The organism is Bradyrhizobium sp. UFLA05-153, from assembly GCF_054185185.1.
Map to the genome: position 1 here is coordinate 21,989 of NZ_JBBIAM010000034.1, position 23,289 is coordinate 45,277.

Annotated in this window: 20 protein-coding genes; 9 read left to right on the forward strand and 11 right to left on the reverse strand. The window is 65.3% G+C overall.

Going from position 1 to position 23,289, the window contains the following annotated elements; translation table 11 throughout:
* Positions 1-30: 30 nt before the first annotated feature.
* A complete protein-coding gene (locus tag Q2941_RS21175) occupies positions 31-1,296 on the reverse strand; it encodes an MFS transporter (RefSeq protein WP_458193624.1) in 1,266 nt (421 codons plus the stop codon).
* A 370-nt stretch (positions 1,297-1,666) separates the two neighbouring features.
* On the opposite strand from Q2941_RS21175, the gene nadA reads away from it, so the two are divergent.
* The 3 genes from nadA (at position 1,667) to nadC (ending at position 5,442) form a co-directional block, all read left to right on the forward strand.
* Positions 1,667-2,773, forward strand: a complete 1,107-nt coding sequence (gene nadA, locus Q2941_RS21180; protein ID WP_458193625.1) for a quinolinate synthase NadA — start codon at positions 1,667-1,669, stop codon at positions 2,771-2,773.
* 172 nt (positions 2,774-2,945) lie between these two features.
* Entirely contained in the window at positions 2,946-4,553 is a 1,608-nt protein-coding gene (locus tag Q2941_RS21185) for an L-aspartate oxidase (protein WP_458193626.1), read from the forward strand.
* Between the two features lie 13 nt (positions 4,554-4,566).
* Complete coding sequence (gene nadC / locus Q2941_RS21190) at positions 4,567-5,442, forward strand: carboxylating nicotinate-nucleotide diphosphorylase (protein WP_458193627.1); 876 nt, start codon at positions 4,567-4,569, stop codon at positions 5,440-5,442.
* Positions 5,443-5,446: 4 nt separating this feature from the next.
* On the opposite strand, the gene Q2941_RS21195 is transcribed toward nadC, so the two are convergent.
* From Q2941_RS21195 to Q2941_RS21205, 3 genes are all read right to left on the reverse strand, one after another.
* Positions 5,447-6,892 carry a cell wall hydrolase gene (locus Q2941_RS21195; protein WP_458193628.1) on the reverse strand — a complete coding sequence of 482 codons (1,446 nt, stop codon included), beginning with the start codon at positions 6,890-6,892 and terminating at the stop codon, positions 5,447-5,449.
* 590 nt (positions 6,893-7,482) lie between these two features.
* The gene (ppdK, locus tag Q2941_RS21200; protein ID WP_458193629.1) at positions 7,483-10,392 is read right to left on the reverse strand and encodes a pyruvate, phosphate dikinase; all 2,910 of its coding nucleotides are present in this window, start codon (positions 10,390-10,392) and stop codon (positions 7,483-7,485) included.
* Between the two features lie 95 nt (positions 10,393-10,487).
* Positions 10,488-10,643: a DUF3096 domain-containing protein gene (locus Q2941_RS21205; RefSeq protein WP_084801505.1), complete on the reverse strand. Its 156-nt coding sequence runs from the start codon at positions 10,641-10,643 to the stop codon at positions 10,488-10,490.
* A 234-nt stretch (positions 10,644-10,877) separates the two neighbouring features.
* On the opposite strand from Q2941_RS21205, the gene Q2941_RS21210 reads away from it, so the two are divergent.
* Positions 10,878-11,231: a DUF1236 domain-containing protein gene (locus Q2941_RS21210; RefSeq protein ID WP_254107858.1), complete on the forward strand. Its 354-nt coding sequence runs from the start codon at positions 10,878-10,880 to the stop codon at positions 11,229-11,231.
* Positions 11,232-11,467: 236 nt separating this feature from the next.
* On the opposite strand, the gene glyS is transcribed toward Q2941_RS21210, so the two are convergent.
* The 6 genes from glyS to Q2941_RS21240 form a co-directional block, all read right to left on the reverse strand.
* Complete coding sequence (glyS, locus tag Q2941_RS21215) at positions 11,468-13,720, reverse strand: glycine--tRNA ligase subunit beta (protein ID WP_458193630.1); 2,253 nt, start codon at positions 13,718-13,720, stop codon at positions 11,468-11,470.
* Positions 13,720-14,658: a glycine--tRNA ligase subunit alpha gene (locus Q2941_RS21220; RefSeq protein ID WP_458193631.1), complete on the reverse strand. Its 939-nt coding sequence runs from the start codon at positions 14,656-14,658 to the stop codon at positions 13,720-13,722. The genes glyS and Q2941_RS21220 overlap by 1 nt, the downstream gene beginning before the upstream one ends.
* Before the next feature lie 213 nt (positions 14,659-14,871).
* A complete protein-coding gene (locus Q2941_RS21225) occupies positions 14,872-15,063 on the reverse strand; it encodes a hypothetical protein (protein WP_027524294.1) in 192 nt (63 codons plus the stop codon).
* 104 nt (positions 15,064-15,167) lie between these two features.
* Positions 15,168-16,079, reverse strand: coding sequence for a S49 family peptidase (locus tag Q2941_RS21230; protein ID WP_027524293.1), 912 nt, complete (start codon positions 16,077-16,079; stop codon positions 15,168-15,170).
* A 214-nt stretch (positions 16,080-16,293) separates the two neighbouring features.
* The gene (locus tag Q2941_RS21235; protein ID WP_458193632.1) at positions 16,294-17,070 is read right to left on the reverse strand and encodes a tRNA1(Val) (adenine(37)-N6)-methyltransferase; all 777 of its coding nucleotides are present in this window, start codon (positions 17,068-17,070) and stop codon (positions 16,294-16,296) included.
* Positions 17,063-17,290, reverse strand: a complete 228-nt coding sequence (locus tag Q2941_RS21240; protein ID WP_027524291.1) for a putative signal transducing protein — start codon at positions 17,288-17,290, stop codon at positions 17,063-17,065. Before Q2941_RS21240 ends, Q2941_RS21235 begins: the two co-directional genes overlap by 8 nt.
* A gap of 129 nt (positions 17,291-17,419) precedes the next feature.
* Between Q2941_RS21240 and Q2941_RS21245 the strand changes: the two genes are divergently transcribed.
* The 5 genes from Q2941_RS21245 (at position 17,420) to Q2941_RS21265 (ending at position 22,242) form a co-directional block, all read left to right on the forward strand.
* A complete protein-coding gene (locus Q2941_RS21245) occupies positions 17,420-18,427 on the forward strand; it encodes a polyprenyl synthetase family protein (RefSeq protein ID WP_458193633.1) in 1,008 nt (335 codons plus the stop codon).
* Between the two features lie 445 nt (positions 18,428-18,872).
* Positions 18,873-19,388: a winged helix-turn-helix transcriptional regulator gene (locus tag Q2941_RS21250; RefSeq protein WP_458193634.1), complete on the forward strand. Its 516-nt coding sequence runs from the start codon at positions 18,873-18,875 to the stop codon at positions 19,386-19,388.
* Between the two features lies 1 nt (position 19,389).
* Entirely contained in the window at positions 19,390-20,652 is a 1,263-nt protein-coding gene (fabF, locus tag Q2941_RS21255; protein ID WP_458193635.1) for a beta-ketoacyl-ACP synthase II, read from the forward strand.
* A 44-nt stretch (positions 20,653-20,696) separates the two neighbouring features.
* Positions 20,697-21,329 (forward strand): LysE family translocator, encoded by a 633-nt coding sequence (locus Q2941_RS21260; protein ID WP_027524288.1) that lies wholly within the window; start codon positions 20,697-20,699, stop codon positions 21,327-21,329.
* A 22-nt stretch (positions 21,330-21,351) separates the two neighbouring features.
* Positions 21,352-22,242 carry an alpha/beta fold hydrolase gene (locus Q2941_RS21265; RefSeq protein ID WP_035663014.1) on the forward strand — a complete coding sequence of 297 codons (891 nt, stop codon included), beginning with the start codon at positions 21,352-21,354 and terminating at the stop codon, positions 22,240-22,242.
* A 101-nt stretch (positions 22,243-22,343) separates the two neighbouring features.
* Here Q2941_RS21265 and Q2941_RS21270 read toward each other — a convergent pair whose 3' ends face one another.
* A complete protein-coding gene (locus Q2941_RS21270) occupies positions 22,344-23,228 on the reverse strand; it encodes a 4-(cytidine 5'-diphospho)-2-C-methyl-D-erythritol kinase (RefSeq protein WP_458193652.1) in 885 nt (294 codons plus the stop codon).
* Positions 23,229-23,289 lie beyond the last annotated feature (61 nt).

The window sequence follows — 23,289 nt, forward strand, 5'->3', positions numbered from 1 at the left end:
CCTGACTTGTTTCAGGGGATGTTTAGCCGATCAGGCGGGCTGCGCAACCGCTCGCTGGACGGGTTTCTCCACGATCGGGAGATTGATCAGCGCGGAGAGCACGCCGAACAGGATCGAGAGCCACCAGATCGGCGTATAGGAACCGAAGCGCTCGAACACGATGCCGCCGAGCCAGACGCCGAGGAAACCGCCGACCTGATGGCTGACGAAGGCAAAGCCGTAGAGGGTTGCGAGCCAGCGCGTGCCGAACATCAGCGCCACCAGCGCCGAGGTCGGCGGCACGGTGGAGAGCCACATCAGGCCGGACACCGCACCGAAGGCGATCGCCGAGAACGGCGTGATCGGGAACGAGATGAAGGCGAGTGTTGCGAGCGCACGGATAAAATAGATCGTCGAGAGGATGTAGCGCTTGGGCAGATAGTTCTGCAGCCAGCCGACGCTAAGCGAGCCCATCATGTTGAAGAGCCCGATCGCCGCGATCACCCAACCGCCGACCTGCGTGGAGATGCCGCGATCGACCAGGAACGCCGGCAGGTGCACGGTGATGAAGGCGAGCTGGAAGCCGCAGGTGAAGAAGCCCAGCACGAGCAGAACATAGGAGCGGTGGCCGAAGGCCTCGGCGAGGGCCTTGGTGAAGGATTGCTCGTCTGCGGCCGGCGTGCCGGACGAACTTGCAACCCGCGGCGTGGACAGCGCGAACGAGAGCGGAATGATCAGAAGCATCAGGCCCGCAAACACCGTGAGCGCCTGCTGCCAGCCGAAATTGTCGATCAGCGCGACACCGACGGGCGCGAACAGGAACTGCCCGAACGAGCCGGCCGCAGTGCCGGCGCCGAGCGCAAGGCCGCGCTTCTCGGCCGGAAGCAACTTGCTGAAAGCCGACAGCACGAGGTTGAAGGAGCAGCCGGCAAGGCCGAAGCCAACCATGACGCCGGCGCCGACGTTGAGCGAGAGCGGCGTCGAGGAATAGCGCATCAAAAGCAGGCCGCCGGCGTAGAGCACGGCGCCGACGCACATCACGCGAAACAGGCCGAAGCGATCGGCAATCGCGCCGGCAAACGGCTGGCCCAGTCCCCACACCAGGTTCTGCACTGCGATGGCGAGGCCGAAGACGTCGCGGCCCCAGGAAAATTCATGGCTCATCGGCTGGACGAAGAAGCCGAGGCTCGAGCGCGGGCCGAAGCTCAGCATGCCGATGGCGCAGCCGCAGAGAATGATGATCGCTGGCGTGCGCCAAGAAGAATGAGAGGTAGAAGAACGCGAAACCGGACCGACGTCGCCCACGCTTGCCGACATGCATTTTCCTTTTTCTGCCGTTGGCGGATCCGGAATAGGTCACCGCGCCGCAACCAGTTAATGCATCTGCATGCAAAGCCCAAGAGGGATGCCGAACATTGCAGCCCTGCAAATCGCGCGCGGAGCGAGCGCACGGGGCGGAGCGAGCGCACGGGAATGTGTCCGGATGGGTCTGGCGGCCGGCAGCCTCACATGTTATGTTTGATTTACTCATATTGAGCATATCGACATGAGCTGCCTGGCCCTCCCTGAGCTGCGGATGTTGTCCGGGTAAAGCTGATTGCGGCTCGCAAACCCAACCGGCCGGAAAGGCCGGATTTCTAACGGCCTACATATACTCAAGTTGAGTATATGAGAACGGGAGGCTTCGATGCCGATCTCTGGAATTTACGGTCCCGACGATTTTGCCACGCGGCCGCAGGCCCGCCCCGCTCCCACCGCACGCAAGCCCTTCGGCAATCGCGGCCCCGCATTGCCGCGGCCTTTGCTGGAATGGACACCGGAGGTCGAGCAGGCCACGGCGCATCTCTACGAGCGGGTGAAGCACGTGATCCCGTCGATCGAGTGGCCGCTGATGGCGCCGGCCATCAAGGTGATCAACGAGTTGAAGCAGGCACGGGGCGCGGTGATCCTCGCGCACAACTACCAGGCGCCCGAGATCTTTCACTGCGTCGCCGATATCAGCGGCGACTCGCTCCAGCTCGCGGTCGAGGCGACCAAGGTGAAGGCCGACATCATCGTGCAGTGTGGTGTGCACTTCATGGCGGAGACGTCAAAGCTGCTCAATCCGGACAAGACGGTGCTGATCCCGGATTCCCGCGCCGGCTGTTCGCTCGCCGCCAGCATCACGGGCGCCGATGTACGCCTGCTGCGCGAAAAATTTCCGGGCGTACCCGTCGTCGCCTATGTCAACACCTCCGCCGAGGTGAAGGCCGAGGTCGACATCTGCTGCACCTCGTCGAATGCGGTGCAGGTGGTCGAAAGCCTGCGCGCGCCGAGCGTGATCTTCCTGCCCGACCAGTATCTCGCGAAATACGTTGCCTCGAAGACCGACGTGAAGATCATCGCCTGGAAAGGCGCCTGTGAGGTGCATGAGCGCTTCACCGGCGAAGAGCTGCGCGGCCTTCGCGAAGCTGATCCGTCGGTGCAGATCATCGCGCATCCGGAATGCCCGCCCGACGTCCTGGCGGAGGCCGACTTCACCGGCTCGACCGCGCACATGATCAACTGGGTGCGCGAGAAGCGGCCGAAGCGGCTCGTCATGATCACCGAATGCTCGATGGCCGACAATGTGCGCGCCGAGCTGCCCGACGTCGAGATGCTGCGACCCTGCAATCTCTGCCCACACATGAAGCGCATCACGCTGTCGAACATTCTGGACAGCCTGCTGACGCTCAGTGAGGAGGTGACGATCGATCCCGCCATAGCCGAACGCGCGCGGCGTTCGGTCGAGCGGATGATCAATCTGAAGAACTAGCGCCACAACCAACACTGTCGTCCCGGGGTGCGCGAAGCGCGAGCCCGGGACCCATAACCACAGGACGTGGTTTTGGCGCGAAGTTCCCAACCGCGAGTCTTCGCCAAATCATTCCCTGGGGGTATGGGTCCCCGCCTTCGCGGGGACGACAGCTGAGTGAATGGAGACAGCCATGCCAAACACCATCCACAACCTCACCCGCACCACCGACGACGTCGTCATCGTCGGCGGCGGCCTTGCCGGACTGTTCTGTGCACTGAAGCTGGCGCCGCGGCCGGTGACGTTGATCTCGGCTGCGCCGCTCGGACAGGGCGCATCATCCGCCTGGGCGCAAGGCGGCATCGCAGCAGCCATTGGCGAAGGCGACAGCCCCGAGGCGCATGCTGCCGACACCGTCGCGGTCGGCGCCGGTCTCGTCGATGAAGCGATCGCGCTCGGAATCGCACGCGAAGCGGCGCCGCGCATTCACGATCTCCTCAGCTACGGCGTGCCTTTCGACCGCGATCTCGAAGGCAGGCTCGCGGTGGGGCGCGAAGCCGCGCATTCGGCGCGGCGCATCGTGCATGTGCGCGGTGACATGGCGGGCGCGGCGATCATCGCGGCGCTCAGCGAGGCCGTGCGGCGCACGCCGTCGATCCGCCTGATCGAAGGCCTTGTCGCCGAGGCGCTGCTGACCGAGGACGGCGCCATCACCGGATTGCAGCTCCGCGACGCCAGCAATGCGACGTCGCGTCCGATCATCATCGCTTCGCGCGCGGTGGTTCTGGCAACCGGCGGCATCGGCCATCTCTACGCCGTCACGACCAATCCATTGGAAGCAAGCGGATCAGGACTCGCGATCGCGGCGCGGGCCGGCGCCGTCATCGCCGATCCGGAGTTCGTGCAGTTCCATCCGACAGCCATCATGGCCGGCCGCGATCCGGCGCCGCTTGCGACCGAAGCGCTGCGCGGCGAAGGCGCCGTTCTGATCAACGGCAAGGGCGAACGCTTCATGGCGGCACGCCATCCGCTCGCTGAACTGGCACCGCGCGACATCGTCGCACGCGGCGTGTTCGCGGAGATCACGGCGGGCCGCGGGGCGTTCCTCGATGCGCGGGAGGCGTTGGGTACGCGCTTCGCCGACAAATTCCCAACCGTCCATGCAAGCTGCATTGCGGCCGGGCTCGATCCGGCGACGAAAGCGATCCCGATTGCGCCCGCCGCCCACTACCACATGGGCGGCATCGCCGTGGACACGCGCGGCCGCACGTCCATCGACGGGCTGTGGGCCGGCGGCGAGGTGTCGTCGACCGGCGCGCATGGCGCCAACCGGCTCGCCTCGAACTCGCTGCTGGAGGCCGTCGTCTATGCCGCGCGCATTGCGGAGGACATTGCCGGCCGCGCGATCCCCTCACCGGCATGGCTGCCGGAAGCGCTGGTGACGCCGCGCAACGGCGCGATCGACAAGCGAGCCGAGACCAGTCTGCGCGCCATGATGAGCGCGCATGTCGGCGTGATCCGCGATAGCGACGGGCTTGCACGGGCCGTGCAACATTTTGCGTCGCTCGAACGCGATGCCGGCAGCGTCGCGCTGCGCAACATGGCAACCACGGCGCTGCTCGTCGCCGCATCCGCCTTCACGCGGCACGAGAGCCGCGGCGCGCATTTCCGCTCCGACCATCCGGTCGAGGCGTCCGCCTTCGCCAAGCGGACCATGACGACGCTCGCCACCGCCCGCGAGGTTGCCGAAGGTCTCGCCGAACAACCCGCGCGCCGAACGGCGCAAGCCATGATCGCCTGACGGAGATTTTGTCATGACCCCAGCTTCCCTGCTCCATCCCGATGCTTTCCTGTCACCGCTCGCGATCGACGAGGCCGTGCACCGCGCTCTCGACGAGGATCTTGGCCGCGCAGGCGACATCACCTCGCTCGCGACGATCCCCGAGGCCAACACGGCCCACGCGATCCTGGTCGCGCGCCAGGCCGGGGTGATCGCCGGCCTGCCGCTGGCGCTGGCGACGCTGCAAACGCTCTCCAATGCGATCGAGGTGCAGGCGCACGTCCGCGATGGCGCGCGGGTGAAGGCCGGACAGCGCGTGATGACGATCACCGGCCCTGCCCGCACCATTCTCACCGCCGAGCGGACCGCGCTGAACTTCGTCGGCCGGCTCTCCGGCATCGCGACGCTGACGGCCGACTACGTCCGCCAGACCGAAGGCAGCAAGATGCGGATCTGCTGCACGCGCAAGACCACGCCGGGGCTGCGCGCGCTGGAGAAATACGCGGTGCGCTGCGGCGGCGGCTTCAACCACCGCTTTGGCCTGGATGACGCGATCCTGATCAAGGACAACCACATCGCGGTCGCTGGCGGCATCCGCCCCGTGCTGGAGCGCGCCCGCAGCCATGCCGGTCATCTCGTGAAGATCGAGATCGAGGTCGATACGCTGGCGCAACTGCGCGAGGTGCTCGACACCGGCCTTGCCGACGCGGTGCTGCTGGACAACATGGATATCGCCACGTTGCGTGAAGCGGTGAAGCTCGCCGCCGGCCGTGTCGCGCTGGAGGCGTCCGGTAGTGTCACGCTGGGCTCGATTGCGCAGATCGCATCGACTGGCGTCGACTACGTCTCGTCAGGTGCGCTGACGCACTCGGCACCGAATTTCGACTGCGCACTGGATATCGAGGCGTGAGCGGCTACCGCCGCTCGGTCGCGCCGAGCTCGGCCGAGCTCCTGGCTTCCTGCGCGAGCTCGGCTGAGAGCGCGGCGGTCTGCGCCGGCGTGCCCCAGCTCGGCTCCTCGCTGCCGTCACCCCAGGCGCGCGGTCGGTAGAAGGTGTGCACGCCGAACTTGTACATCTTCTTCATCTCGGCGACCCAGGACGGGCGCACCCAATAGGCGTGGTAGTGCGTCGACTTGCCGACCTCGGGCAGCCAGATCTGGCCGTCGAGCGTCGCCTTGGCGATCTTCTTGGCGCGCTCCCACATGTCGGGCTCGCGGATCACGTCGGGATTGTTGTCGCAGGCGAAGGTGAACTGGCAGGCGAAGTGGCGGTACTTGTTCTGATAGACCACGCCGCACACGGTGTCCGGATATTTGCCGGAGAACACGCGGTTCATCACCACCTGCGCAACCGCCATCTGGCCACGCACAGCCTCGCCGCGCGACTCGAAGTACACGGCTTCAGCCAGGCACTTCTCTGATTTGGCGCGCGACTTCTCGTCGAGGGCTAGCCGTTCGGCCGGCGACCTGACGCGCTGGTCGTCGGCGTTGACCTCGCCCTTGGGCGCGACGCTCTCGCCACCCTCGGTTGCTCTTGCGACCTCCTCCGACGACGGCGGCAGCGAGGCCGTCACCTTCATGTCGGGGTCGGACATCACGATGAGCGGCTCGGCGCCGGGCTGCCAGCTCTCCATGCTCTCGAGGCTGCCGCCAAGCGACGAGCTGCCGAAGAACAGGTTCGACGTCTTGACGCTGAAGGGATCGCGCGCTGGCGCGGCCGGGGCCCGCTTCAAATCGTTGAGCGGCTGGGCTGCAAGCGACAGCGCGGTGTCGCTTGCCGATGGCGTGCCCGAATATTGCGGCAGCGGCGGCGCGCGCAACGCCTCCTCGAGTTCGGGATCAAGCGCGGCCGCGGACTCCGGCGACATCGCCTGTGGCAACGCGGCCGTCTTGGCGCCAAAGACCGAGCTGTTCGATGTCGCGGGATCCTGCGTGGCGGGTGCTGCAGACGGCGCGGACGGCTCAGCCGGCGCGGGCGTGACTGTCGCGAGACGATCGCCCTTCAGGGTACGATCCACGCGCGGAAAATCGGCAGCCTGATAGCGCGGCGGCGTCTGGAGCGCCGGATTGCGCGAGATGCTGCCCGTGATGTCGCGATCGTCCAGGCTCGCGAGGCGGTAGCTCGCGCTCTGCGGAACCGAGGTTCCGATCGGACGGGCGAAGCTGTAGGTCGCGAGCTGGATCGAGGACGCCGCGGAAAATACCTGCTTCTCCCAGCGCTCGGCGACGCCCGGCTGGCGCGCGAGCAGCGAAGCAATGTCCTGATATCCGGTCTCTCTCGGCACCAATGCGAAGATGCAGAGACCGATGCCGAAGGACGCGAACCGCGCGCCCTTCGGATGGTTACGCAACACAAACATCGATACGCTCACGCAACGCTTACGCTAGAGAAGATCGAACGCAGTGCGTCCGTGCAATTCGATCCTTTTTGTTCGTATCTAATTTAGGTTGCCGGGGAGTTAATCGACGTTGCGCGCGCACCACACTCAAGCAATCGCAGGTGTTTTTACGGCGCAATAGGACGCGTTGGTAAATGCGACCTCACGCGACGAGGTAAACGCCCCGTCAACGGATATGGTGAAGGAACTCTTTATGATGCGTGTCATTACGGGACGCGCGTCCACAAACACCGTCATAGCGACGGTCCTTCCACACAACCGCTGTCATTCCCCGCGAAAGCGGGGAATTCCGTACGCCGCGGCTTCTCCGCATACGTCACTGCCTCTGGAATACTGGATCGCGCTTTCGCGGGCGATGACATCGAGAGTGTGGCGCGCGCGTGCAACAATCTCGTCATTGCGAGCGCAGCGAAGCAATCCAGGCTGTCACCGCGGAAAGATTCTGGATTGCTTCGCTGCGCTCGCAATGACGATGTGGACAGAGCAGTGTTTCAAAAGAAAGAGGCGGAGCATTCGCCCCGCCTCTTCGGCTCTCAAATCTCAGTCGCGTTCTACGCCTGGCTTGCGGCCGCCTTGCCGAGCGCGGCCTGGGCGGCGGCGAGGCGTGCGATCGGCACGCGATAGGGCGAGCATGACACGTAGTCGAGGCCGATCGCGTGGCAGAACGCCACCGACGCGGGATCGCCGCCATGCTCGCCGCAGATGCCGACCTTGAGCGAGGCGCGAGTCTTGCGGCCGCGCGCGACGCCGATCTTGACGAGTTCGCCAACGCCTTCCTGATCGAGCGCGATGAAGGGATCGATCTGCAAAATTCCCTTGGTCACGTAGGGACCGAGGAAGCTCGCGGCGTCGTCGCGGCTGATGCCGTAGGTGGTCTGTGTCAGATCGTTGGTGCCGAAGGAGAAGAACTCCGCCGACTGCGCGATCTCGGCCGCGAGCAGGCAGGCGCGCGGCAGCTCGATCATGGTGCCGACCTGATAGGCGAGCTTGGTGTTGGTGTCGCGCATCACCGCCTGGGCGGTGGCATCGATGCGCGCCTTGACGAGGTCGAGCTCGGCCTTGGTCGCGATCAGCGGCACCATCACCTCCAGACCAACGGCCTTGCCGGTGCGCCGCTGCGCCTCGACCGCAGCCTCGAAGATCGCGCGCGCCTGCATCTCGGCGATCTCGGGATACGCGATCGCGATGCGGCAGCCGCGGAATCCGAGCATCGGGTTGAACTCCGAGAGCTCGCGTGCGCGGTCAGCCAGGCGGCGTGGGTCGGTGTTCATGGCCCGCGCCACTTCCTCGACCTCGGCGTGGGTGTGTGGCAGGAACTCATGCAGCGGCGGATCGAGCAAGCGGATCGTGACGGGCAGGCCCTTCATGATCTCGAACAGCTCGACGAAGTCGGCGCGCTGCATCGGCAGCAGCTTTGCCAGAGCGGCGCGGCGCGACTGTTCGTCCTCGGAGAGGATCATCTCACGCACCGTGCGGATGCGCGTCTCCTCGAAGAACATGTGCTCAGTGCGGCACAGGCCAATGCCCTGCGCGCCGAACTTGAGCGCGGTGCGCGCGTCCTCCGGCGTATCGGCGTTGACGCGCACGCCGATCTTGCGGACCTGGTCGGCCCAGTTCATCAGCGTGCCGAACTCGCCGGACAGCTCCGGCTCGATCATCGGCATGCGGCCGGCGAGCACCTGGCCGAGCGAGCCGTCGATGGTGATGACGTCGCCGGTCTTGAAGGTGCGCGAGCCGATGCTCATGGTGCCGCGGCCGTAATCGACGCGGATGGTGCCGCAGCCGGAGACGCAGGGCTTGCCCATGCCGCGCGCGACCACAGCCGCGTGCGAGGTCATGCCGCCGCGGGTGGTGAGGATACCCTCGGCCGCATGCATGCCGTGGATGTCTTCCGGGCTGGTCTCGATGCGGACCAGGATGACCTTGCGCCCGTCGGCCTGGAGCTTGGCGGCTTCATCCGAGGAGAACACGATCTCGCCGGAGGCAGCACCAGGCGAAGCCGGCAGGCCGGTTGCGATCACGTCGCGCTTGGCGTTGGGATCGATGGTCGGATGCAGCAGCTGATCGAGCGACGCCGGATCGATGCGCGTCACCGCTTCCTTCTTCGAGATCAGGCCCTCATTGGCGAGCTCGACTGCAATGCGCAGCGCCGCCTTGGCGGTGCGTTTTCCCCCGCGGGTCTGCAGCATCCAGAGCTTGCCGCGCTCGACGGTGAACTCCATGTCCTGCATGTCGCGGTAGTGCTTCTCGAGCTGCGTGTAGATGCGCGTCAGCTCCTTGAACGCCTCCGGCATCGCCGTTTCCATCGACGGCTTGTCGGACCCGGACTCTTTCCGCGCATCCTCGGTGATGTCCTGCGGCGTGCGGATACCCGCCACCACGTCCTCGCCCTGCGCGTTGATCAGGAACTCGCCGTACAGCTTGCTCTCGCCGGTCGAGGGGTTGCGGGTGAAGGCGACGCCGGTCGCCGACGTCTCGCCCATGTTGCCGAACACCATGGCCTGCACGTTGACCGCGGTGCCCCAGGATTCCGGAATGTCGTGCAGCTTGCGGTAAGTCACCGCGCGCGCGTTCATCCAGGATGAGAACACGGCGCCCACCGCGCCCCAGAGCTGGTCGTGCGGATCCTGCGGAAACTCCTTGCCGGTCTCGCGCGCCACCGCATCCTTGTACTTGCCGACCAGATCGACCCAGTCCTCGGCGGAGAGGTCGGTGTCGAGCGAATAGCCCTGGCTGTCCTTGAATGTATCGAGGATTTCCTCGAAGTGATGATGCTCGAAGCCGAGCACCACGTCGGAATACATGGTGATGAAGCGGCGATAGCTGTCATAGGCAAAGCGGCGGTCGCCCGACAGCTCCGACAGCGCTTCCACGGTCTCGTCGTTGAGGCCGAGATTGAGCACGGTGTCCATCATGCCCGGCATCGAGGCACGCGCGCCGGAGCGCACCGAGACGAGCAGCGGGTTCTTGGCATCGCCGAATGCCTTGCCTGTCAGCTTGCCGACATAATCGAGCGCCTTCTCGACCTGCGCTTTCAATTCCTTCGGATAGCTCTTCTCGTGGGCGTAGAAGTAGGTGCAGACCGAGGTCGGGATGGTGAAGCCGGGAGGCACGGGCAGGCCGAGATTGGCCATCTCGGCGAGGTTGGCGCCCTTGCCGCCGAGCAGGTCGCGCATTTCGGATTTGCCCTCGGCCTTGCCATCGCCAAAGGTGTAGACCCACTTGCCCGCCTTGGCGGCGCTTGGCGCGGCCTTCGCGACAACCTTGGGCGCAGCCGGCTTGCTGACAGGCTTAGTCACAGGCTTGCTCGGAGCCTTGGCCGCGGGTTTCGCGACCGGCTTCGCAGCGGTCTTCACTGCACTCTTGGGCAGCGCCTTGCGGGCCGCCGGCGCGGCTTTCGCCTTTGCGGAGGGCTTTGATTTCGCTGGCATTTTCTTAGGCTTCGAGGCGGCTTTGGCCATGGCTTGCACACAACCTGCGAGAGGAACGGGAAATCGCGGGCCTTACACCATTTTGGGCGGGCTCGCGCAAGTCGGACTGATGGGGGATTAGGACTTTACAGATGCAGCCACCTCAAAAGGCCAAGCCCGATCGCGCCATTCAGGATCAGAAAGATCGCGACGATCAGGTTCAGGAGCCGCGGCATGATCAGGATGAGCACGCCCGCGATCAGGGACATGATCGGCGAGATGTGGGCGATGGTGAGGTGCATGAAATATCTTTCTCGAGGCTTCCGGGTAATGCGAATCGCGGCCGGATCATACCGGGCCCGGTTCCGCGAGTAGAGACGCATGAGCCCATAGTTGAGTTCCGCCCTTCGCGAAAACTGCCTGAAATTGCCGCGGATGCGGCATTCAATCTTTGGGAACGTTGGGCAGTTGCATGCATTGGCAACCGGGGTCGCGCCACTGGCGTGGCGCCGAATCATCTTCGTGAGGAGTTGCCCATGCGGAACAGGATTCTTGCACTTGCAGCGCTTGGCGTCGCGCTCGGCACGCCGGTCGCGGCGCAGGCGCAAGCCGACGTCACGATCGGCCGCGCGCCCGCCGTGGTCGAACGCAGCCCCGGCATCGCCGTCGAACAGCGTCCAGCGTTTCGCGACTATGTCGTCGAGCAGCGCGTACCGGCCTTCAGCGTGCCGGACCGCATCGTGGTCGGCACCGTGCTGCCGGAGACCGGCATCACCTATTACGACGTGCCGCAGCGCTTCGGCGCGACGACCTATCGCTACACCGTCGTGAACGGCGAGACCGTGCTGGTCGAACCGCGCTCACGACGCATCGTCGAGGTACTCGACTAGATGTCCGGCGCGCCTCACTGGAAGACTTGGCGCGAATAGAGTTTTCGGACATCAGGCCCTGCCCGGTCCTCCCCCCCGCCGGGCGGGGCTTTTTATGCGTGCGTTCTCGTGTCCCGGGCAAGCGAAGCGCAGACCCGGGACACGAGAAGCCGAGTGCACGCGGCGTGGGCCCCGGATCAGCAGCGCACCACGCCGCAGCTGGCGGCGCGCTGCGCAGCATCCGGGGCACGAGAGTGTCAATCCTGGATCTTCGAGAAGTCCGCCACCGCGCGCGTGGCGCTGCGGATTTCATTCAGCAGCTTCAACCGGTTCTCACGCACCTTTGCATCCTCGTCGTTGACGCGGACCTTGTCGAAGAAGGCATCGACCGGCGGACGCAGTTTTGCCATTGCGCTCATCGCGCCGGCGAAGTCCTCCTTCGCGACGGCGGCGCTTGCTTCCGCCTTCACCTCGCCGATCGCCTTCGCCAGCGCTTTCTCTTCAGCAAGGCTGTAGAGCGCCGCATCAGGCGCGCCGTCGAACGTGCGCTTGTCCTTCTTCTCCTCGATAGCGAGGATGTTGCTGGCGCGTTTTGTTCCGGCGAGCAGGTTCTTGCCGTCATCGCTGTCGAGGAACTTTCCAAGCGCCTCGACGCGGCGCACGATCATCAGCAGATCGTCCTGGCCACCGAGCGCGAACACGGCGTCGACGAGATCGTGACGCGCGCCCTGCTCACGGAGCTGGACCTTGAGGCGATCGGCGAAGAAGGATAGCAAACTTTGCGCTCGCTCAACCAAGGCTGGAAAGAAAGCTGGGTTTTCAACAGCCAGCTTGCGGGTCCACTCCGAAAAGAACGTCTCACCTCGGGAAAGCTCGGAGCCCTTCGTCCACTCGGACACTAATTGGCCGATGGCAGCGCCTGGAATGGTGCCGCCGCTCGAATAGAGACTTTGATAGATATCTCTCACTAGTTCGCCGATCCACGAGAGGAGGCGTTCGGACCAATCGAAACGAATCTCGTTCTCTAGGAGAATTCTGATTACACCTAGCGCCGCACGACGCAGTGCATACGGATCCTTACTGCCCGTCGGCTTCTCATCGATCGCCCAGAATCCGACGAGCGTGTCGATCTTGTCGGCAAGCGCCACCGCAACGCTGACCGGATCGGTCGGCACGCGATCCGCAGGCCCTTGCGGCTTGTAGTGCTCCTCGCAAGCTGCGGCGACGGAAGCATCCTCGCCCTGGGCCAGCGCGTAGTACTTGCCCATCAGGCCCTGCACTTCCGGGAATTCACCGACCACTTCGGTCAGCAAATCCGCCTTAGCCAGATGCGCGGCACGCTTCGCCTTCGCGACATCGGCGCCGACCAGCGGCGCGATCTCGGCCGCCAGGCGCTCGATGCGCTTGATCCGCTCTGCCTGCGTGCCGAGCTTCTCGTGGAACACGATCTGCTCGAATTTCGGCAGCCGGTCCTCGAGCTTCGTCTTCAGGTCGGTCTCGTAGAAGAACTTCGCGTCCGACAGCCGCGCGCGGATCACGCGCTCATTGCCGGCTACGATCGCCTTGCCGCCGTCGGTCGCCTCGATATTCGCAACCAGGATGAACTTGTTCGCGAGCTTGCCCGTTTTGGGATCGCTCACCACGAAGCACTTCTGGTTGTTGCGGATAGTAGCGCGGATCACTTCCGCCGGAATCGACAAAAATTCCTGGTCGAATGAGCCCATCAGCACGACCGGCCATTCGACGAGACCCGCGACCTCGTCGAGCAGGTTCTGGTCCTCGACGAGCTCAAAGCCCTGCGCAAATGCGAGCTGCTTGGCGTCGGTCAGGATCGAATCCTTGCGACGCTCCGGATCGAGCACGACCTTTGCGTCGAGCAGCTTTGCCTCGTAGTCCTCGAAGCGGCGGACGTTGATCGCGGCCGGCGCGAGGAAACGATGGCCGTAGGTGGTCTGGCCGGTCTCGATGCCGTCGACGGAGAAATTCACCACATCAGGCTCTTCGGTCTCGAGCCCGAAGGTCGCGGTGATCGCGTGCAGCGGACGCACCCAGTTGAGCGAACCCGGCTTGGCCGAGCGCGCGCCCCAGCGCATCGACTTCGGCCAGGGGAAGGTGCGGATGATCACGGGGAGAATCTCGGCGATCACGTCGATCGCCGCGCGGCCGGGTTTCTCGATCAGCGCGATGTAGAAGTCGCCCTTCTTGTCACTCTGGATCTTTGCTTCGCTGAGCGACGACAGACCCGTGGCTTTCAAAAATCCCTGGATCGCAGGCTCGGGTCCGCCGACGCGCGGGCCGCGGCGCTCTTCTTTCAGGTCAGGCTGGCGCACGGGGATGCCGTGCACGGTGAGCGCAATACGGCGCGGCGTCGCAAACGCTTTCGCGCCTTCATAGACGAGGCCTTCGGCAACGAGCTTGTCGGTGACCATGCGACGCAGATCGTCGGCCGCCTTGGCCTGCATGCGCGCGGGAATTTCCTCGGAGAACAGCTCCAGCAACAGATCGGGCATCAGGCGACTCCGCCCGCTTCGGTGTGGACCCAGGCTTCGCCACAGGCCTTGGCCAGCTCGCGCACCCGGAAAATGTAGCTCTGGCGCTCGGTCACCGAGATGACGCCGCGCGCGTCGAGCAGATTGAACACGTGGCTCGCCTTGATGCACTGGTCATAGGCCGGCAGCGCCATCAGGTGCTCCCTGCGGGAGCTGGCATCGCGCCAGCCGGCCGCGAGGTATTTCTTGCAGGCTTCTTCCGCCATCTTGAACTGCTCGAACAGCATCGCGGTGTCGGCATGTTCGAAATTGTGCCGCGAATATTCCTGCTCGGCCTGGAAGAAGACGTCGCGGTAAGTGACCTTCTGGTCGCCTTCGCGGCCGTTGAAGTTGAGGTCCATGATGCGGTCGACGCCCTGCAGATAACAGGCAAGCCGCTCGAGCCCATAGGTCAGTTCGCCCGCGACCGGCGCACATTCCACGCCGGCGACCTGCTGGAAGTAGGTGAACTGCGACACTTCCATGCCGTCGCACCAGCATTCCCAGCCCAAGCCCCACGCGCCCAGCGTCGGGCTCTCCCAGTCGTCCTCGACGAAGCGGATGTCGTGCACGGCGGAGTCGATGCCGATCGCGGCGAGCGACTTCAGGTACAGCTCCTGGAGGCCCGGCGGCGACGGCTTGAGGATCACCTGGAACTGGTAATAGTGCTGGAGCCGGTTGGGGTTCTCGCCGTAGCGGCCGTCCTTCGGCCGGCGCGAAGGCTGCACATAGGCAGCATTCCACGGCTTCGGGCCGAGCGCGCGCAGGGTGGTCGCAGGGTGGAAGGTGCCGGCGCCGACCTCCATGTCGTAGGGCTGGAGGATCACGCAGCCGTAATCCGCCCAATAGCGTTGCAGCGCCAGGATCAGGCCCTGGAACGAGCGGTCCGGGCGCATATGGGCGGGCAATGAGGCGTCCATCGTCAGGTCAGGCTTTCGCGGGGGGTTTTGAATCGCGCGGGACCGTATCGACGGCGGCGGTGGGAATCAAGGCAAAGGGGGCCCAAAATGGCTGTCATTCCGGGGCGATGCGACGGGACCGTGCAAGCGCGGCCCGGAGCATCGAACCCGGAAGCTCAAGATTCCGGGTTCGCCCTTCGGGCGCCCCGGAATGACAGCGTGAAAATCGAGTAGCTAACCCGGGCGGTACGCCCCGGTGACGGGGTCGCGCTTCAGCGTCTGGATTTCCCCCATGCGGGCGGCTTCGGCGACGCGCGACAGGCGCATCTCCTCCAGCTCCTGGTTGATCCGGACAGCGGTCTTGTAGGCCCAGCGGACCACGGCTAGCCCGCCCAGGACGCCCGCGAATGCAACGAACGGCGGCATCGGTCGATCCTTGTTCAATGCTCAGCCCCCACGCGTATTCTCGCGCAGACGGGCCCGCGCCGCAATTGGCTTGGTTCGGACCAAATGGCGCGGGCCGGCGGCTGCTAGAACCCGAATTTCGCCCAAATCGCCCGTGTTTCCAGCGCCGAAATCAGCTCATCCGGCAGCCCAACCATTCCTTCCAGGGCCGAAAGCTGGCCAGCGCCGGGCGATTTGCGGCCAAACAGGCCCGACAGCAGCCCGGTCGGCTGCGCGATCACGGGGGTGAGAACCTTCTCGCCATAGCGGGCACGAAGAGTTGAGCGGAGATCGCCGATCCCATCGGCAAGCCCCAGCGAGATTGCGGTGTCGCCCGCCCAATATTCGCCGGTGAACAGCGTGTCCTCGTCGCCCTTCAGCCGCGCCCCCCGGCTCTCCTTCACCAGCGTAATGAAGATCGCGTGGATCTCGCGCTGGAGCTTCTTCAGCCGCGCCACGTCGTCGGGGTTTTCGGGCAGGAATGGATCGAGCATCGCCTTGTGCTCGCCGGCGGTATAGAGACGCCGCTCGATGCCGAGCCGCTTGATCGCCTCCTGGAATCCGAAGCTGCCGCCGACCACGCCGATGGAGCCGAGGATCGAGGACGGATCGCAGAAGATCTCATCGCCCGCGCAGGCGATCATGTAGCCGCCGGAAGCGGCGACGTCCTCGACGAACACCAAGACCTTAAGCTTCTTCTCGGCCGCAAGCTGCTTGATGCGCAGATAGATCTGGCGCGACTGCACCGGCGAGCCGCCGGGCGAGTTGATCACCAGCGCCACTGCCTTGGCATTGCGAACCGAGAAGGCCCGCTCCAGCACCCGCGCGACGCCCGCGAGCGTCATGCCCGGGCGCAGCGGCGTCACCGCGCCGATCACGCCCGACAGTCGCACCACCGGCACGATCGCGGCGCCGGGGCGAAAGCGCGCAGGCAGATATTCCATGAACCTGTCGGCCAGGCCGGACGACTCACTACGATGACTCAATTGTTCGGCCATGCCGTTACCTCGTCTTAACCACTTTTTATCACGCGACTGTCATTGGAAGTGCCTGGAACGTGTTTTGCAAAGTCTCCATTGGGAGGCTGCAATGGCGAAGCGGAGGGCACAATGAAGATCTATCTGTTGATCATGCTGATGGGTGCGCTGTTCGCGGCGATTCGCTTCACCACAGCGCAGGAACAGCAGTCGAGTTCGCTTCCCCAGTAGATCTTCAAGCTGTCGCCAGCGGCAGTACCGCCCTCCCCGCAAGCACGTCCCGTAACTCTTTTTTAGGCACGCGTGACTCCTCGTTGAGCATCAGGCTCGCCAGCATGCGCGTCGGCGCCCTGCCGCCTTTGATGGCGCGGACCAGCACGCGGATCGCGGGCTTTTCCGCGTCACCGTGAACCGGCAACACCGAGAGGCTCCCGAAGCCGCGTGACAGCGCTGTCAGTACGTCTGCTATCCCATCTGCGCGCCAGATCAAGGTCAGCGCGCCACCGGATTTGAGAATACGCCGCGCTGCATGCACCCAGGCATGCAGCGTCTCCGCTGTCGCGACATGTGCGACGTGACGCGCCTGGTCCGGAGAGCCGCGATGGCGCCCGGCATCGTTGAAGGGCGGATTCATCAGGACGACGTCGACGCTGTCCGGCAGAAGGCCGCTTGCCGCGAAGCTCGCTGCACCGGCCGTGACGTCGAGGACGATCGCCTCGGCGTCAATCGCATTCGCGGCCGCATTGGCGCGCGCGAGGCTGCCAAGCTCCGGATCGATCTCGACCAGTGTCAGGCTGATCCCGGGGACGCGATGCGCCAGCGCTAGCCCCGCCGCGCCGACGCCAGCGCCAAAATCGACGACGCGATCGCCTGCCTTGGCAGCGGTCGCCGCGGCCAGCAGGATCGCATCGTGGCCGGACCGGTGGCCGGACCGCTTCTGCCTCAAGTGCAGTTGCCCGCCGAGAAACGCGTCCTCGGTGACGTCATCGACGTTCGGGGCAAGCTCAGTCATCGCCGCGCAATTCGTGGCTGAGGCCGGCCTCGGTCAGGAGCTGTCGCGCCTCGCTGGCGTCATCCTCATGGACCAGGATTCGCCGCGGCAGGATGCCGAGCGAGCCCTCGATGATGCTCATGTTCTGGTCCAGCACCAGATGGTGGATGTTGGCGCCGTCGAGCAGCGCGCCGATCGCCGACACCAGCACCATGTCGTTGGTCCGAACCAGTTCGCGCAAAACGAGCCTCCTGCCTGACGCGGGTTGGGCGGAAATGTCAATGGTTCCGCGGCACTTGCCGCGTCCGCCCGCAGTTTCTATTGTCTTGTCGTCAGAATAGCCCTTCCCGGGCAAATATTGGAGACCGGCGTGGCCGTAATCGTACCTTTCGAAACTCCCGGCGCGTCGATCGAAGAGCTGGTTGCCCTTGTCGCCCCTGACATGGAGCGCGTCAATGCGACCATACTGTCGCGGACCGGCTCCGAGGTGACCATGATCCCGGAGGTGGCCAACCACCTCATCTCCTCCGGCGGCAAGCGCCTGCGGCCGATGCTCACCCTCGCCATGGCCAACCTCGCCGGTTACACCGGGGACGGCCATATCAAGCTCGCCGCCTCCGTCGAGTTCATGCATACAGCAACCCTGCTGCACGACGACGTCGTCGACGAGAGCGAGATGCGGCGCGGCAAATTGTCGGCGCGCATGCTCTGGGGCAACGAGGCGAGCGTGCTGGTCGGCGACTTCCTGCTGGGACAAGCTTTCCGCATGATGGTCGAGGTCGGCTCGCTGCGCGCGCTCGACATCCTCTCGGCAGCGGCCGCAACCATCGCCGAAGGCGAGGTGATGCAACTCGCGGCCGCCAAGAACACCGCGACCACCGAGGACGAATATCTCGCCGTGATCCGCGCCAAGACCGCAGAATTGTTCGCGGCCGCCTGCGAGGTTGGGCCGGTACTCGCCAACCGTCCGAAGGCCGAGCAGACCGCCTGCCGCTCGGTCGGCATGAATCTCGGCATCGCCTTCCAGCTCGTCGATGACGTGCTCGACTATGGCGGCAAGAGCGCCAAGCTCGGCAAGAACACCGGCGACGATTTCCGCGAAGGCAAGATCACGCTGCCCGTGGTGCTCGCCTTCCGCCGCGGCAACGACACCGAGCGCGCCTTCTGGATCCAGGCGCTGGAGCGCGGCGAGATCGGCGACACCGATCTCGATCACGCCATCGGGCTGATGAACAAGCACCGCGCGCTCGAGGACACGCTGAGCCGCGCCCAGCACTACGGCGCCATGGCCGTGGATGCGCTGGCGCTGTTCCCGCCCTCGCCGATGAAGAGCGCGCTGGAGCAGGTCGTGGCGTTCTGCCTGGCGCGGTCGCATTAGGCGCGACGGCCTGACGCTCTTATTGATTCAGCACCACCGTTAGCCCCGTCATCCTGAGGCGCGATGCATGGGACGCAACGCGTCCCATGGAGAGCCTCGAAGGATGGACGGCCGAGCTGCAGCCGGGCCCTCACCCTTCGAGGCTCGCTCAGCGGCGCAGTTGCGCCGCCGAGCCCGGACCTCAGGATGACGACGATATGTAGGAGCTTGCTGTATCGACATCGTCATTGCGAGCGTAGCGAAGCACTCCAGAATCCCTCCACAGAGACTGACTGGACTGCTTCGCTGCGCTCGCAATGACGGAGCAAGGTTCGTAGGCGTCAGTCTCCAATCCACATTCGAAATCACGGACGCGGCTTCGCGTTCCAGGTCACTTCTTACCCGCACCTGCTGCAGGCCAGTCAGTTACTTGCATTTTGCAAGTTACTCACCTACCTTCCCGGCCATGCAGCCCAAATCCCCCTCCATCCTGGAATGCCCGGTCGGCCGCGCCGTGGAGACGGTCGGCGAGTGGTGGAGCATTTTGATCCTGCGGGACGCGTTTCAGGGCGCAACAAAGTTCGACGAGTTTTCGCGAGGCCTCGGGATCGCGCCGAACATCCTGTCGCGGCGCCTTGCCCATCTCACCGAGAGCGGGATGTTCGTGCGCCGTCGCTATCATGAGCGGCCGCCGCGCTACGAGTATGTGCTGACGGACAAAGCCCGGGATTTCTTTCCCGTGGTCGTGGCGCTGCTGGCCTGGGGCAACAAGCATCTCGCGCCGGAAGGCGAATCCGTCGTGCTGGCAAGCCGAGACGATCGCCGCCCACTCGATCCGGTCGTGGTCGATGCCGCCGACAAGCGTCCGATCACGCTCGCCAATGCCACCGTCATCGCAGGGCCCCGCGCCAGCCGCGGTATGCGCAAGCGGCTCGTTTCGCTCAAGGCCATGAACCCGGCCGTTGCGCCGGGGGGAGACTGACATGCGTCGCATCGTCGTGACGGGACTGGGGGCGGTGTCACCGCTCGGCTGCGGCGTCGAACTTGCCTGGCGGCGGCTCCTCGCCGGCCAAAGCGGACTGCGCGCGCTGCCTGAATGGGCGCAGGCGCTCCCCGCACGCATCGCCGGTCTCGTGCCCGACAAGACCGACGACGCGGAGGGCGGCTTCGACCCAGCGCAGGCCGCCGCGCCAAAGGACCAGCGCAAGATGGACCGCTTCATCCGGTTCGCGCTGCTCGCCGCCGCCGAGGCGATCGCGCAGGCCAAATGGACGCCGCAGGACACGGCGGCGCTGGAGCGGACCGCAACGATCATCGCTTCCGGCGTCGGCGGATTCCCGGCGATGGCGGAGGCGGTGCGCATCACCGAGCAACGCGGCGCGCGCCGCCTCTCGCCATTCACGATCCCTTCGTTCCTCGCCAATCTCGCGGCGGGCCAAGTCTCGATCAAATACGGTTACAGGGGAGCGCTGGGCGCGCCGGTCACTGCATGCGCCGCAGGCGTTCAGGCAATCGGCGATGCCGCGCGCATGATCCGCGCGGGTGAAGCCGACATCGCGATCTGCGGCGGCGCGGAGGCCTGCATCGATATCGTCAGCCTCGGCGGCTTCGCAGCGGCGCGCGCGCTGTCGAGTGGGTTCAACGACGAGCCCGCACGCGCCTCGCGCCCGTTCGATCGCGACCGCGACGGTTTTGTCATGGGCGAAGGCGCAGGCATTGTGGTGATCGAAGCGCTGGAGCATGCGCTGGCGCGAGGCGCCTCGCCGATGGCAGAAGTCGTCGGATACGGTACCACCGCGGACGCCTATCACATGACATCGGGTCCGCCGGACGGCGACGGCGCGAGGCGTGCCATGGAGATCGCGCTCCGGCAGGCGCGGCTCGCGCCCGCTGACGTGCAGCATCTGAACGCACATGCAACATCGACGCCCGCCGGCGACGAGAGCGAGCTTGGCGCGATCGCCGGGCTGTTCGGCCGCAATCGAACCATCGCTGTGAGCGCGACCAAATCGGCCACCGGCCACCTGCTCGGAGCCGCCGGTGGCCTGGAGGCGATCTTCACCGTCCTCGCCTTGCGCGACCAGATCGCGCCGCCGACGCTCAATCTCGAAAATCCCGATACGGGCGCGGACGGTATCGACATCGTCTCCGGCACCGCTCGACCGATGCCAATGCAGCACGCCATCTCCAACGGTTTCGGCTTCGGCGGGGTGAATGCCAGCGTGATCTTCCGCCGGTTCGATTAGACGAGAGGGCTTGCAATCGCCGCAAGCTTCGCTACGAAAACAGGATGAGCGACACGAATTTCTGGCTGTTCCTCGCCGCCGCCATCGTCATTGCGCTCGTTCCCGGCCCGGGCATCTTCTATGTCGCGGCGCGGACCTTGTCGGAAGGGCGGACAAGCGGATTTGCCTCGACGGCCGGCACGGCTCTGGGCGGCATGGTTCATGTGGTCGCGGGCAGCCTCGGCATCTCCGCCATCATCCTTGCGAGCGCCGAGCTCTTTGCCGCCGTGAAGTTCGCGGGCGCGCTGTATCTGGTCTGGCTCGGCATCCGGACCTTTTGCAGTGCCGGCCGGCTCCAGACGCTGGAGGCGGAGCCCGTCGGCGACAAGCGCGCCTTCCGCGACGGCGTGCTGGTCGAGGCACTGAACCCGAAGACAGCGGCGTTCTTCCTGGCCTTCATCCCGCAGTTTCTCGAACCGTCCGCCGCCAGCCCCACGCTGCAATTCATCCTGCTCGGCGCGATCTCGGTGACGCTGAACACGCTCGCCGATGTCGTCGTCGTGCTGATGGCCTCCCTCACCCGCGCGCAACTGATCGGCCGGCCGCGACTCGTGCAGCGCTTGACGCAAGGCTCCGGCGTTTTCATCGCAGGTCTCGGCCTCTCCCTCGCGCTGGCGCGGCGGCCGGTGCAAAGCTAGCGAGCCGCAGGGCCGTGGCATGATGCTCGCTCCAAAAAGTCGCTTCTACGAGTCTCACGGCCTGCGGCTGCATTGTGCCGACTGGGGCAATGAGGGAGCGCCAGTCGTCATCCTGGTCCATGGCGGCCGTGATCATTGCCGGAGCTGGGACGTCATCGCGCGCGCGTTGCAGCCGCATTTTCACGTGCTCGCGCCAGACCTTCGCGGCCACGGCGATTCCGACTGGACCAAAGGCGGCAGCTACGCGCTGACGGAATACGTCTACGATCTGACCCATCTCGTCCGTGCCATCGCCGCGCCAGAGGTTATCCTCGTCGGCCATTCGATGGGCGGGATGGTGAGCCTGATCTATTCGGCATCGTTTCCGGAGCAGGTATCTGCGCTGGTGATTCTCGACGGCGTGACCGTCCTGCCGGATGCGCAAAAGGCTCCGACGCACGAGCGCATCACCAAATGGGTCGGCCAGCTCGACAAATTGCATGACCGCGCACCGCGCTCCTATCGCACGATCGAGGACGCTGCGGCGCAGATGAGAACCTACAACAAACGCCTGTCGCGCGAGCTGGCGCTGCACCTTGCAACGCACGGGGTGCGGCAAAACGAGGATGGCAGCTATCGCTGGAAGTTCGATCCCTACCAGCGCGTCACAGCGCCGCAGCGGCTCTGGCCGGATGATCACGTCGAACTGTGGGGGCGCATCACCTGCCCCACGCTGCTCTTGAACGCGGACGAGAGTTTTCTCGCCGCCTCGAAGGCGGCGGGCCTGGAGCGCTACTTCCGACAAGCGCGCATCGAAATGATCTCCGGGGCCGGACACTGGCTGCATCACGACCGACCGAAAGAGGTGCTTGGCGCGATCCGGCGGTTTCTCGGGGTGGCGGATGAAGGCGGAGGCTTGGCTCAGCCTCAGTAGGGTTTGCAAAGGCGCGACAGCGCCGTGCCCACCATGCATCCAGATCGGGGGACGGAAGTGGTGGGCACGCTTTCGCTTTGCCCACCTTACGGCGGCAGAGTTTAACTCAACGTCCCCGCATGCACCCACCAGGTGGGGTGGTCGCGGCGGATCGTCTCGGCTGCGGCATGCGCCTCGGCAGGTCCGCCGAAGATCGCAAAGCAGGTGGCGCCCGAACCCGACATGCGGGCGAGCTTGACGCCGGCACAGGCGCGCAAGGAATCCAGCACGTCACCGATCACCGGCTCGATGCGCATTGCGGGGGCCTCGAGATCGTTGGCGACGGTCGCAAGCACGTCGACCCAGTCTGCGGTCGAGGCGCCCTCCTCCGGCCAGGCCGGCGCTTCGAGGACGTCGGTGGCACCGACCAAAAGCTCGCCGTTGCGCAGGCCCAGCGCCTGGAACACGTCCTTGGTCGCCACCGGCACGCGCGGGTTCACCATCACACTGGGCATGCTCGGCAGCATCAGCGGCAGGAGCTGCTCGCCAACGCCGGTCATGTCGCAGGCGCGCGAGAGCAGACACATCGGCACATCTGCGCCGGTCGCAAGTGCGACCTCCTGCAAGCGGGGATCATCGAGCGACAGATTGTTGAGGCGCGCGAGCAGCCGCAAGGCGGCCGCGGCATCCGCCGAGCCGCCGCCGATACCGGCTGCGACGGGAAGCACCTTGTCGAGCGCGAAGGCGCCGAGCTTCAGGTTCGGCACGGCCTCAGTGAGAAGCCTTGCCGCCTTGAGCACGAGATTGTCGGCGGTGTCGCCGCAGGCTGCAGCCAACGGACCCGCGGTGGTGAGCTTCAGCTCTTCGCCCGGCTCGAGTGTAAGACGATCGGCGCAATCGGCGAATGCGACCACGCTTTCGAGATCATGATAGCCGTCGGTGCGACGGCCGACGACGCGAAGGCTCAAATTGACCTTCGCGCGCCCCTCTTCAATCAACGCCGGCATCGGCGACCAACCCCCAACTCTATTCTTGCGCATGATCTTATCGGAAAACCGCTACACACTT